This is a genomic window from Tunturiibacter gelidiferens (assembly GCF_014201335.1).
Taxonomy (GTDB): domain Bacteria; phylum Acidobacteriota; class Terriglobia; order Terriglobales; family Acidobacteriaceae; genus Edaphobacter; species Edaphobacter lichenicola_E.
The window spans coordinates 466459-478799 of sequence record NZ_JACHEB010000001.1; the positions used below are offsets into that span (position 1 = coordinate 466459).

Here is a 12341-nt window from a genome sequence, read left to right on the forward strand (position 1 = left end):
CCCACAGGAGTTCTCCATGAACCGATCGACTGCAAGCACCGTCTCGCGCATCGGCAAGAGCGCCTTCCTTGCAACAGCGTTGTTCGCCTCTGTCATCTTCACGGCCCCCGCCGCCAGCGGTCAGGGTGCAGGCGGTGATCTCCAGGCAAAAGTAGCTGCCCTCAAACAATCAGTCGCCGCAAACCAGCAGAAACTGCACCAGTACCGCTGGCTCGAGACCACCCAACTCAATCTCAACGGCAACGACAGGCCCGGCACCCAGTCCATGTGCCAGTACGGCCCCGACGGAAAGGTGCAGAAGACTCCAATGAGCCCTCAACAGGCGCAGCAGGCTCCCAGCGGCGGCCGCCTCAAACAAAGAGTCATTGCAAAGAAAAAAGAAGAGATGAAGGACTACATGGGACAGGTCAAAACTCTGCTCGCCATGTACGTCCCCCCTGATCCTCAGCGCATGCAGCAGGCCTTCCAGCAGCAAAAGGTCTCTCTCGTCCCCGGCGGCGGTTCAGGTGTCGCACAGATCGTCTTCAAGGACTACGCTCAACCCGGCGACCAGATGACCATCTCCTTCAACACAGCAGACAAGAAGATCAGCGCGTTGAACGTCAACACCTACATGGACGACCCGAAGGACGTCGTCACCCTCGCCGTGCACTTTGCCAGCCTGCCCGACTCCACCAACTACGTCCACGACTCTGTCCTCAACGCCACGGCGAAAAAGCTCGTAGTCACCACCACCAACTCCAACTACCAGCCTCTCTCGCAGTGATTCGCCTATGCGGTGCGCCCTGCCGTACCGCCCGGATGACCCCCGCGCGTTGCGGGAACAGCAAAATACACACCACCATAAACACTGCGATCACGGCTGACGAAACAAACCGGCTCAATCCAAATCCGCCGTCGCCACGCGGCTTCGTCAACAAGTCACCCATCGACGCGCCAAGCGGTCGCGTCAAAATAAACGCCATCCAGAAAAGAACCGTCCTGCTTATCTTCGTAAAGAAGTAAAGCGCCGCAATCACCGCCAGCAGGACGATGAACAAAAAGACACCACCACCAAAACCAGTTCCTTCGCTCGTCCAATCGCCCAGCGCGATTCCCAGCGTATTGGAAAACAGAATCGTCAACCAATAGAACATCTCAGCCTTTGGCGTCACAATACTGTTCACCGACACAGTACCCAACACCAGCTTCCAAACCACCAGCGACACGATCACCAGCCCAAATAAGATCGACGTTCCGCCCGGATACCCAATCCCCAGTGAGCGGTCCGCAAAGTCCGCCATCGTTGTTCCAGCGAGCGTCGTCCAACAACCACGCCCCAATAGAGATAGGGATGAACCTCTTCGCTCTGATCTGCGCGACCACCAGCACCAGGAACAGCCCAAAGAAGATGATGGTGCTCGTCAAATATCCAAGCCCCAACCCCATCGACAACGCATCGCCGGCTGTCTCACCCAGAGTCGTTGCGGCGATCTTAATAATCCAGAATCCGATCGCAACTTCGGGAACCTTGCTCAGCGCGACCCTGGAAAACCCGCTATTACCACCCTCTTCAGCGGACGCGCCATCGGCAAGGCGCAACTGTATCTACCCCAGTACACCGGCCTCGCTGCAATCTCACTCATCCAAATCCAACCCCGTACCTTCATGGTCATTCCGATCGAACGCGGCGGCACAAAGAAACTGCCCACAGACGATATCCCAAAAGCCGAAGACGCTACTTCGTCTCGCAGTGAGAGTCCGGATCCGCATGCTGCTGCGTCATCCACCGATCCATCAGAGTCCCCGCACATCGCGCACCGCAGAGATGCTTCACTCCAGCCGAGTGGGCGTGGTGAGCCTGCCACCGCGTCAGCTTGATAAGAGGCTGATCCTCCTCCGGCTTCTCCCCTGGAAAACAATCCACCCAGGCCAGCCACCAGTCCCCACCCTCACCCTTCTTATCGCCGCACACGTCGCACTGATAACTCTCGATGTAAGACATTCGATCTCCTGCCGCTGAAACTATCACATCCGGGTTTCCACTTGCAGCCCTCAAGGAGGGGAATACGCTCAAAAAACTCCCCGCCCACTCTCGTTCTTTCGTCTCTCTTGCCTCTCGTTCCGCAAGCGCAACGAAGAACTCCCGCATTTCGCTCTGTAGTCGCCTTTGTCTTTCCTCGTCTGCAGTTGCCTTTGTCTGTCTTGTTTTGCAATTGCCTTTGTCTTTTTTGTTGTCATCCCCGAAGGGGATCTGCTGTCGTCTTTGTCTCTGCCGTTGTCTGTTCTGTTGTTGTCATTCCGCACCCCGAGCGTAGTCGAACGGGGGAGGAATCTGCTTTCTGCCGTTGCCTTTGCCTCTGCTACTCACAAAACCGTCATCTCGACCGAAGCTGTTCACAGCCTCACCGTGAACAGCGCAGTGGAGAGACCCCCATATTTCGTCTTTCGCTTTTGTCGTTGGGGTCTTGAATCGGCATTAAAGTCTGCTTGGAGATAGCTCATCACCGCATTCAAGGAGTAGACTGCCATCCCAACCGATTAATTTCATAAAAATCGGGCAATCTGGGCCTCCTTACAGCACGTTCTTCTCTCTAGGAGGACACGCAATGGACAAACAGCCCGCTCCATTTTTTCCGCACCGGCGCTTGGAGGATGGCAACCTGCAATCGATATGTTTGACCTGTTTGAAAACCGTCGGCGTGAGCAGCTCCAACGAAGAACTGGCAAAACTCGAAAAAGCCCATAGGTGCAAGGCAGTCCCCTACTCCGCGCGCGTCCCCCGCCCAAACCGAATTGGAAATCATCCCGCTTGGAAAGACGCACAGGAGTAAATGCAACCCGCTTCACCCTTTCAAACTGAGAACTCCACGCAATAAAGCTGTCAAGCCCCAATATCACTTAACTCATTACAAATAAACCACTTCCGCTTGGCGTATCAGTTACCTTCAAACCACTAGAATGGATCAAGAGATAGAAAGCCCCGAACCACACTCCGGGGGCCTCTCTTTCGCCGGTATAAAATCCAACTAAGCCTTTACTTTCAATATTTTAGCCGCAAGCTATTTGTAATCAATATTTTACAGGCATATACCACTCGTAAGGTACTGATTATAAGTATTTTACGCGCAAAATACCCCCCCCGGGGGAGGGGGTATCACTACAGCTTTCCCGGATGGAAAATACAGGATGGAAAATCTTAGGCCGCTGGTTCAGCCTCGAAGTACAAATACTTCCGCCAGGCCGCATCTGCGCTCCCGATCATCCGCATGATGTGCCGGGAGGTGTGCAAAGAAAACGGCCTCGGCTCCCGTTGCAACTTCATATCGGTCAACTCATGCAGCATCTGGTTACCTTTGCGACGGTTGCAGTTGTGGCAGCAGGCGACGAGATTCTCCCACGTCGACAGGCCGCCACGCGACCGCGGAATGACATGATCCAGCGTCAGCTCCCCCGCGGTCAGGATGACGCTGCAGTACTGGCACGAGTTTCGATCGCGCAGAAGAATGTTTTTACGGCTCAATGCCCGCGTCTGATGCGGAATTCTGCGGTACTCGAGCAGCCGGATCACACTCGGCATCGCCACCCGCATCCGCGCCGCATGCAGCACCGCGCCCTGCTCCTCCTCGGTCCGGGCGACGCCCTTCAGCACCAGCACCAGCGCCCGCCGCGCACCACAGATGTTGATCGGCTCGTACGACGCATTTAGCACCAGGACCGGAGTCTGCATCGCAGGCTGCCGAAACACGCCAACCCGGACTTCGCGCTCCGTCGTTACACGGACCGCGCCATGTCCGCCCCCATGCCCCGCGTGTCTTTTTCCACTCAGCCCTTGCTTCCGCATCTTCCCCGATTGCATCTCAAAGCCCTCCGGTTCCAACCACTGTTAGCACTCCGCGCCAAGCTTCTCCGCCACTCCAAATCCTCTAACCAGCATCCCAGGCAGCAACGTTCGAGCCAGCATCACGCGACGCCGAATCATCCCAGGCCGCGATCATCTCCGGCTGAGCCCGCGAAGCCGTCGCCACCCAAACCTTCGCCGCCCCGGCCCGTCGCAGCACCTGCGCACAAGCGCGAGCCGTAGCCCCTGTCGTATAAATGTCATCCACCAATAAAACTTCGCGCCCAGCCAACGCCGCGCGATCACTGACGGCAAACGCACCCTGCAGATTCCGTCGCCGCCCCTTCGGAGTCAGTTCGAACTGGCTCCGCGTATCTTTCACCCTTCGAATCACATCATGCGTCGCAGTCAGCTTCCACTCCGGACGACTCCTCTTCAACTCCGCCAACGCAGCATCGGCCAGCAAGACAGCCTGGTTATAGCCCCGCTCACGCTCCTTCGAAGGGAACAGTGGAACCGCAATTACAAGCAGATCTCCACCAGCTTCACCCTCAAGCATCTCGATTGCCCGCGCAAGGAACCGCCCCAGAGGCTTCGCCACCGAACGCACCCGCTCATACTTCAGCAGATGGATCATCTCCCGCAGCTCGTCCTGATACACCGCATAGGCTACAGCCCGCTCGAACTCCGGAGGCACCATCCGGCAAGGCGAACACACCAGCCCCTCCACCGGAAACTGTCCCGCGAAGCGCACTCCTTCCATATCCAGCGCTTCGCCACAGCGGACGCACAGTGTCATCGACTGCTCCACAACTCCATCTACACAGCTGTCACATACAGGAGAGAGTCCAGCTCTCAGCAGCGGCCCACCACAAGCCCTGCAATCGGTCGGATACAACGTAGTAACCAAGTCATCCAGCACAGTCCGAACAGACCGTCTCGGCCCCCACCACCAGCGAGACATCGCACGCCCGTCGCCCACCCCACCAGGCGGAGCACCGGGTGGCCCCCCGGAATCAATCCCGAGCGCATTGTCATTCAAGCAATCGCTGAAGACTCACCTCACTCGCTGGCGCTCCAGGTCGGTCGGACCGCGCCATTTCACGCAGTATAGCCCCTTAGCCGCTCCAGCCACAAACAATTCTGCACCAAAAAAGATGCGCCTGTGCTACACCTAGCCCATGTTGAGAGTGATCACCTGGTGCGCCAAATGCCTGTTTCTGTACTGTCTCGTCGCCTTTGCCGCAATTCGGCTCTGGCCGATTTCGATGGCATATATATATCAACTGGCGGCCAGTATGCACTGGACAAACCTGAATCGTATTAGCTACGTCCTGAGTTACTTTTTGCCGATGTTTGCAGTCGCTGGATTTCTCCTTGGCCTGGTTCCCTTCGGCAGACTGTCCGAAGCCGTTAGAGACCTCCGTCGATCGCTCTCTAACTCCCCATCGACCGAAATCCTATCGGATTCCGATGCGGTGCCGCCCATCCTGTGGGCGTGGCTGCCTGTCACTCTCGCCTTCCTGATCCGCTTTGTAAGTTGGCGGTCTAGAACGTCAAGCGTCTTCGACGCACATCGATCAACCGGCCGTTTAGAACGCTTCTTCGGCCCTCTCTATGGACAAAATCCCAACCTGCTCGATGACAAGTGGATCACCGACCGCTTCCTCTTCACCGGCCCAATGCTCTTCCTCATGGCCTGTGCCCTCGCCGCCCTCATCCGCTACAAACTCACAGCCCCGCGCAAATCGCTTCAAGAACCGTTCACCACCGACTCAGAGTGATACCTTGGAAAACACTTCTAAGCAGGCCTCCTGATGCATCGACACAAAATCCTGATATCGATCCTCGCGCTCATCTCCTCAGCTGCACTCGCGCAGTTGCCGGCAGGTATGCCAGATCCAACGCGCCAACAGACCTATACTCTCCACCGCTCCTCAAGCCGAGAGTCTACCGGCGCCAACGCCGACGCGCGCACTGTCACTCCCGGCCAAACCCTCACTGTTCTCGATGTCGACGGCCCCGGCATGATCTCGCACATCTGGTTCACCCTCGACGATCCAGAGCCCTATGCCCTAAAACGCATAGTCCTTCGGATGTACTGGGATGGAGAAACCACACCCAGTGTTGAAACTCCCATCGGCGACTTCTTCGGCCTCGGCAACGGAATCTATTACCACTGGGAGTCACTCATGCTCTCAGCCGGCGCCGACAAAGCGCTCAACAGCTACTTCCCCATGCCTTACGCTCATCATGCCCGCATCACGATTACCGATGAAGGCAAACTGCCTCTGAACCACCTCTACTGGAACATCGACTATCGCGTAAACGCCCAGCCTCTCACCGACGACACTCTCTACTTCCACGCCGAGTACCGTCAGGCACAACCCAACAAAGGCTGGACCGGAGATTGGTACGAGAATGGAGACCCGATCGTAAACTACCACCGCAACCTCGACGGCAAAGACAACTATGAATGGTTCGAAGCCAAAGGCCACGGCCAGTTTGTCGGCGTCACCTTCTCAATCCTCCAGAATCAGGACGGCTGGTGGGGCGAAGGCAACGACATGTTTCAGATCGACGGCGACACCCCAACCATCGTAGGCACAGGCGGAGAAGATTACTTCCTTGGCGCCTGGGCCTACGGCAGTGCACAAGACTACTTACTTCATGGTGCACCCGTCGTCGGCAAGGAGCTCGCTGGCGAGCGCTCCAGCATGTATCGCTTCCACTTCGACTCACCCATTCCCTTTACCAAATCCATGCGTGCAAGCATCGAGCACGGCCACGCCAATCATCGCTCCGACAACTTCTACTCGGTCGCCTACTGGTATCAGGCCGAACCGCATCTGCCCTTCCCGCCTCTCCCAAATGTCGACGAACGAATCCCGACCCTGCAGTTCGTAGGGGGACCCGGCAATGCCAAAGGCCCTTACGATCCCAACAGTCTGCATCCACGCTGACAGGACTCGTAGACTGACCCCACATCCCCGCTGATACACTCCATCGAAGCCGAAACAAAGCTCGACCGAAGCGGGAGACGTACCATCATGGCAACATCCACACCCACCAAACCAACCTTCAAATCCTTTGTCCCTGCCACCGAAACGCGCCCCGAACTATCCGCGAGAGCGTTAATCCTCGGCGCAATCTTCGGCGTCCTCTTCGGTGCCGTCACCGTCTATGTAGGTCTCCGTGCTGGTCTCACGGTCGCCGCGTCCATTCCAATCTCGGTTCTTTCCATCTCTATCCTGCGAGCCTTCGGCAAAGCCAGCATCCTCGAAAACAACATCGTTCAAAGCACCGGCAACGCTGGCCAATCCATCGCGTCCGGTGTCATCTTCACACTTCCCGCTCTCATCTTCCTCGGCTTCGATCTCGAAGCCTCCCGCATCTTCGCGCTCGCTCTCTTCGGCGGATGGCTCGGCGTTCTCTTCATGATCCCCCTTCGCCGCCAGCTCATCGTCGAAGAGCACGACAATCTCATCTACCCTGAAGGCACCGCATGTGCCGACGTCCTTATCGCTGGCGAACGCGGCGGCTCATTCGCCTCACGCGTCTTCCTTGGTCTCGGCCTCGGCGGTCTCTACACTCTCTTCCAGAATGACAACCTCTTCGCCCTCTGGCCCAGCCAGCCCGACTATCAGCCCGATCTCGGCACCCAACATCTCCTCAAAGGTTCTGCCATCCGCGCCGACTGTACCCCCGAGTATCTCGGCGTCGGCTACATCATCGGCATTCGCGTCGCCGCCATCATGCTCGCAGGTGGAGTCTTCTCTTGGCTCGTTCTCATGCCTGCGATCTACTTCTTTGGCTCACACCTCTCCAGCCCGCTCTATCCCGGTACGGTCCTCATCACGCAGATGTCGCCATCCGACCTCTGGCGAACCTACGTCCGTCCGATGGGTGCCGGTGGAGTCGCGGCCGCTGGCCTTATCACCCTCCTCCGCACCCTACCCACTATTGTTGGTGCACTCACTCAAGGCTTCAAGAAGACAGGCTCGGGAAAATCGGCGGCAGCACAACCTTCCCGCACAGAACATGACCTCCCACCAATAGTCGTCTTCGGAGGCTCCCTCCTCCTCATCGTCCTGATGGTTCTCTTCCTAGAATTCAAACCCATCCCCGGAGCCCAGGTTGGTCTCTTCGCCAACATCGCCGCCGCTCTCCTCGTCGTCGTCTTCGGCTTTCTCTTCGTCACAGTCAGCGCGCGAATCGTGGGCATAGTCGGCTCGTCCGCCTCGCCAGTCTCGGGCATGACCATCGCAACCCTCATGGCCACTGCCGCTATCTTCCTTGTCAAAGGCTGGACAGCACCTGCATTCGGAGCACTCGCCATAACCATTGGCGGAGTTGTCTGCATCGCAGCTTCAAACGCAGGCGACACCTCGCAAGACCTCAAAACCGGCTACCTCATCGGCGCAACTCCATGGAAGCAGCAGATCGCCATCATGATCGGCGTCATCGTCTCCATCTTCTCCATCGGCGCCACTCTCAACGCGATGAACAAAGGTCTCGAAACTTTTCAACGCCTCCCGAAACCAATCGTCTTTTCTCTCGACAAGCTCCCTGACGGGGTTCAGAACAACGGCCACTTCACTGGCAACGACAGAATCACTCTCACCTCTCACACACCTGACCACGCCAAAGAAGAGCTCTCCAATGCACGCCAGTACGTGCTGTTGAATGCCATCGGATCAACCACGCTCGATGACGGCAAATATCTCTATAACCCATCGACCGGAGAGATCGAGGTCCAGTGGATTCAGGGCATCGGAAGTGAAAAAGCAGCGGCCCCGCAAGGCCGTCTGATGGCCACTGTCATTAATGGAATTCTCAGCAGAAAACTTCCCTGGGCCCTCGTTCTGCTGGGTGTCGCGATCGTTGTTGTTGTTGAACTTCTTGGTGTCCGGTCACTCACCTTCGCTGTAGGAGCCTACCTCAGCATCGCCACAACTCTCGCCATCTTCGTAGGGGGCGTTATGCGCTGGATGGTCGATCGTGCAATGCTTCGACACGCAACGGAAAAAGCTCGGCTTGAACATGACGCTTCCCTGGCACTGTGGCACTCCGACCGCGAAACCTGGCTCGCGCAACATCCTGACTTCGATCCCACTGACCCCACGCACGCCGACCCCAACGGCCTGCCCCTGCCCAACACCATCACCGCGCGTGATGTCACCATCGAGTCCGAAGTCTCCCCCGGCTCCCTCTACGCCTCCGGACTTATCGCAGCCGGTGGCATCGTCGGCTTGCTAGGCGTCTGCGTCAAGCTCTACGAAGCCGCCACCGATCGTTCCATTCCGCGGTTCAGTGAACACAACCCTCTCCACCACGATCCGGTGAGCGTCGTCATGTTCGCCCTGCTGGCGTTTTCGCTTTACTATTTCGCTAGAAAACCCCTCAACACCGAGGGTTGATTTTGGTATTTTGTGCGAAAAAAAGCCTGCGTGGTGGAAGGTGGGTTTTTGCAGGGGTTTTTGCGTTTTTGGGGTGTTTTGTGGATGGTAAATCATGGTGAGGTTGTGGTGTTTTGCGTGGCTAGCGTGGTGTTTTAGCCGTCACTTTTTCAGGCTTGAAAAATACGCCAACTTTTCGAACTTTATTTTTTTGCCGGGCGCCATCAGATGTATCTTTTCCGTATTCAAGAAGGAAGTCGGAGTAGTTGATGGATTTTCGATGACTCGGGTTATTACGATCGGATGAGGAGATTTTGGATGAGTCATGTGCTGGTTGTCTTTCAGGCCGATACGGAACAGACCGAACAGTTGGCGCTCGCTGTCGGCGTGGGCGCTGTGGAGTCGGAGGCGGGCATTCGATTGCGACGTCTGAGGACGCCTGGTGCGGTTGAGGTTGGGCACAAGGGCTACGGAACGCTGAGGGAGGCGGATCTGCTCTGGGCCGATACCGTTGTCGTTGGGCTGGAGGATGAAAGGGCAGGAACGGAGGAATTGGATGGGTTCCGTGTGATCCTGAAAGAGATAGATCCGACCCAAATGAAGGGGAAGAGGGCCTGGACGTTTGGTGCGGCGGGTATTGCTTCGGGAAAGACAGAGGCCCAGAGGATTGTAGAGGAGTCTTTGCTGGCGGTTGGAATAACACCTTTGCCTTCAGTGGCCTCCGATGCGAGCGATGCCACGGAGCGAATGAAAGATGTTGGACGCCAGCTTGGACGGGAGCAGATTTGAGGGCTGGCTAAGGTTTCGTGGGTGGGAGCAACCTGACAACTTGTGTCCCCTCTGGAATTGACGCTGGAACCAGGATGGCGCGGGTCATACTGCCGCGCAGCATATCGATTTGCCTGGTGTAATCCGAGTCGGGGGCGAGATCGATTCCATAGACCGTGAAGGTCTGAAACCCTGGCGATTGAACACTTAGCGAATAGGTGCCAGCGGGAAGTTGGCGGAACTCGTAACTTCCCTTGCAGTTGGTGCGCGTTCGGAAGATAGCCTCCGTCGTCTGGTTGGTGAGGACAACTTTGGCTCCATTGATCGTTGAGCCCTCTGGGCTGTTGACCGTTCCCCGGATGGATGGGGAGAGATTCTGTGCGCTTGTGGACGAGGGAGCGCCGAGGGAAAGGAGGAACGCCAAAGTTGGGAGACCCAAGATGATCCCCAGGTTGTGCCGTCTTTTGATTGTCGGGGAGGGGATCGACACGAGGATCGCGAGAGTCAGGCAGAGGCGATAGAGAGACGTGTGAACGGAGTGCGAGGAAGCAAGGTGAGGTACCACGGATCCTACTGCAGCACTGCGGAAGGACAAGAAGAGAGCACACCAAGGCAAGGATGGGATCAACGGTAGCAGCAGGGCCGACGACAGAATAAGGAGTATGGGCATCGGCAAAGCAAGCAGCGACAGAAACGGTGAATGCAACGGCGAGCCTCCTGGCGGGCTCAGGGAGTGCCTGAGACTACCGCCGTAGATAGATCTTTGAGTGACGCTACTGGCCGCCCGGCCTAATTCCAATGGCCACCCTAAAGAACCTTCATATAGCCACCGCAGATCCTCGAATCTGCGCTCTCGGGCCAAGCGGGTACCACGAGCTGCAAAAAAGAGGAAATTCAGATGATTGAAAAACAAAGGGATAGGGAAGGGCTGAAGGTTTTGAATCTTATCTCGATATCGAGATATCTTATGTCGTAGGAGTTTGGGGAGGCTGAGATGGCAGATGAGCAGAATATAGTTTCGGCGCCCCGGCTCTGGTTGGTTCTGGCTCGGGCCTACGGTTCGATGGTGGATTTCATTGAGCGTTCCATCAACGCGCAGGGACTGGGAATCAGCGACTTCATGGTGCTGGAGGTTTTGCTGCACAAGGGGCCGCTGACGATCTCGGTGATCGGGGAGAAGGTGCTGTTGGCCAGCGCTTCGATGACTTCGGCGATCGACCGGTTAGAAAAGCGGGGGCTGGTGCTGCGGAGAAGCTGCAACTCGGACCGGCGGATTCGGCTGGTAGAGCTAACGACCGAGGGTACGGGCTTTATTGAAGAGATCTATGCGCGACATGAGAAGGATCTGCAGTTTGTGATGGCCGGGCTTACCGACGACGAACGCAAGACGATGTACGAGGGTTTGAAGAAGATCGGGCTGGCTGCGAAGGTGGCGGTTCCGACAGAGAAGTGCAAGACGGCTTGACGCAACAAGTTTCCATGCAAGACACGCGGCCCTAAGTAATGAGCCGGTGAGGCAGTAAGAGAGGACGCATTATGTTGACTGTTCGCAAGAGTAACGAGAGAGGCCATGCCGACCATGGATGGCTGGATTCGCACCACACGTTTTCGTTTGCCAACTACCATGACTCGAAGCACATGGGATATCGTTCGCTGCGCGTGATCAATGAAGACCGTGTGGCGGAAGGGCGCGGATTTGGAGCGCATGCGCATCGCGACATGGAGATTCTGAGCTATGTGCTCAAAGGCAAGCTTGCCCATAAGGACAGCATGGGTCACGTAGAGGTGTTGGGGCCGAATGAGATTCAGAAGATGTCGGCCGGCAGCGGCGTGGTGCATAGCGAGTTCAATGGGTCGGAGACGGAGCCGGTTCACTTTTTGCAGATCTGGATTGAGCCGAAGAGCCGGGGCACGACGCCTAGCTATGAGCAGTTGAAGTTTGAAGCGGAGGAGAAGCTGGACCGCTTCAAGCTGCTGGCTTCGCCGACGCAGACGGCCGGAGCGGCCACGATCAACCAGGACACGAAGGTGTCGGTTGCGGAGTTGACTCCCGGAAAACAGATTACCTATCCGCTGGGCGACAAGCGCCATGCGTGGTTGCATGTGATTCACGGAGAGGTGACGGTGAACGGCAAAGCGTTGGAGACGGGCGATGCTGTCGCAGTCGATGAGGAGCAGACGCTTGAAGTGAGCGCGCAGGGAAAGACGAATAGCGAGATTCTGTTGTTCGATCTTGCCTGATTACTCTTCGTTTGTAGAAGCGAGCCTACAAGTTTTTACGTAATTGCAACGGTGACCGGCACGTATTTTTTGAGCCGGTCACTATAACGATGACATCTCACAGCAGACCCAAA

At 56.7% G+C, this 12341-nt stretch carries 13 protein-coding genes; 7 read left to right on the forward strand and 6 right to left on the reverse strand.

All coding sequences use genetic code 11. The features are described from left to right. Nucleotides 1-16 precede the first annotated feature (16 nt). On the forward strand, nt 17-766 hold the full coding sequence (locus HDF14_RS01875) for a hypothetical protein (protein WP_183972988.1): 750 nt from the start codon (nt 17-19) through the stop codon (nt 764-766). On the opposite strand, the gene HDF14_RS01880 is transcribed toward HDF14_RS01875, so the two are convergent. The 5 genes from HDF14_RS01880 to HDF14_RS01895 form a co-directional block, all read right to left on the reverse strand. Next, nucleotides 726-1253: a hypothetical protein gene (locus HDF14_RS01880; protein WP_406707180.1), complete on the reverse strand. Its 528-nt coding sequence runs from the start codon at nt 1251-1253 to the stop codon at nt 726-728. The genes HDF14_RS01875 and HDF14_RS01880 overlap by 41 nt on opposite strands. Next, nucleotides 1138-1581, reverse strand: coding sequence for a hypothetical protein (locus HDF14_RS26245; protein ID WP_260697953.1), 444 nt, complete (start codon nt 1579-1581; stop codon nt 1138-1140). The genes HDF14_RS01880 and HDF14_RS26245 overlap by 116 nt, the downstream gene beginning before the upstream one ends. Nucleotides 1582-1717: 136 nt before the next feature. Then, complete coding sequence (locus HDF14_RS01885) at nt 1718-1984, reverse strand: hypothetical protein (protein WP_179581340.1); 267 nt, start codon at nt 1982-1984, stop codon at nt 1718-1720. A 1194-nt stretch (nt 1985-3178) separates the two neighbouring features. Further along, nucleotides 3179-3838, reverse strand: a complete 660-nt coding sequence (locus tag HDF14_RS01890; protein ID WP_183972990.1) for an HNH endonuclease — start codon at nt 3836-3838, stop codon at nt 3179-3181. 67 nt (nt 3839-3905) lie between these two features. After that, nucleotides 3906-4619 carry a ComF family protein gene (locus HDF14_RS01895; RefSeq protein WP_183972992.1) on the reverse strand — a complete coding sequence of 238 codons (714 nt, stop codon included), beginning with the start codon at nt 4617-4619 and terminating at the stop codon, nt 3906-3908. A 499-nt stretch (nt 4620-5118) separates the two neighbouring features. Here HDF14_RS01895 and HDF14_RS01900 point away from each other — a divergent pair, with 499 nt between their 5' ends. From HDF14_RS01900 to HDF14_RS01915, 4 genes are all read left to right on the forward strand, one after another. After that, entirely contained in the window at nt 5119-5604 is a 486-nt protein-coding gene (locus HDF14_RS01900; protein WP_183972993.1) for a hypothetical protein, read from the forward strand. Between the two features lie 33 nt (nt 5605-5637). Further along, nucleotides 5638-6783, forward strand: a complete 1146-nt coding sequence (locus tag HDF14_RS01905; protein ID WP_183972995.1) for a glycoside hydrolase family 172 protein — start codon at nt 5638-5640, stop codon at nt 6781-6783. A gap of 87 nt (nt 6784-6870) precedes the next feature. After that, on the forward strand, nt 6871-9240 hold the full coding sequence (locus HDF14_RS01910; RefSeq protein ID WP_183972997.1) for an OPT family oligopeptide transporter: 2370 nt from the start codon (nt 6871-6873) through the stop codon (nt 9238-9240). Between the two features lie 297 nt (nt 9241-9537). Continuing rightward, on the forward strand, nt 9538-10008 hold the full coding sequence (locus HDF14_RS01915; RefSeq protein ID WP_183972998.1) for a hypothetical protein: 471 nt from the start codon (nt 9538-9540) through the stop codon (nt 10006-10008). A gap of 7 nt (nt 10009-10015) precedes the next feature. Here the strand turns inward: HDF14_RS01915 and HDF14_RS01920 are convergent, their stop codons facing one another. Beyond that, nucleotides 10016-10426 (reverse strand): carboxypeptidase-like regulatory domain-containing protein, encoded by a 411-nt coding sequence (locus HDF14_RS01920; RefSeq protein ID WP_183973000.1) that lies wholly within the window; start codon nt 10424-10426, stop codon nt 10016-10018. A gap of 555 nt (nt 10427-10981) precedes the next feature. Here HDF14_RS01920 and HDF14_RS01925 point away from each other — a divergent pair. Both HDF14_RS01925 and HDF14_RS01930 read left to right on the forward strand, forming a co-directional pair. Next, on the forward strand, nt 10982-11452 hold the full coding sequence (locus HDF14_RS01925) for a MarR family winged helix-turn-helix transcriptional regulator (protein WP_183973002.1): 471 nt from the start codon (nt 10982-10984) through the stop codon (nt 11450-11452). 71 nt (nt 11453-11523) lie between these two features. Then, a complete protein-coding gene (locus HDF14_RS01930; RefSeq protein ID WP_183973004.1) occupies nt 11524-12228 on the forward strand; it encodes a pirin family protein in 705 nt (234 codons plus the stop codon). Nucleotides 12229-12341: the final 113 nt, after the last annotated feature.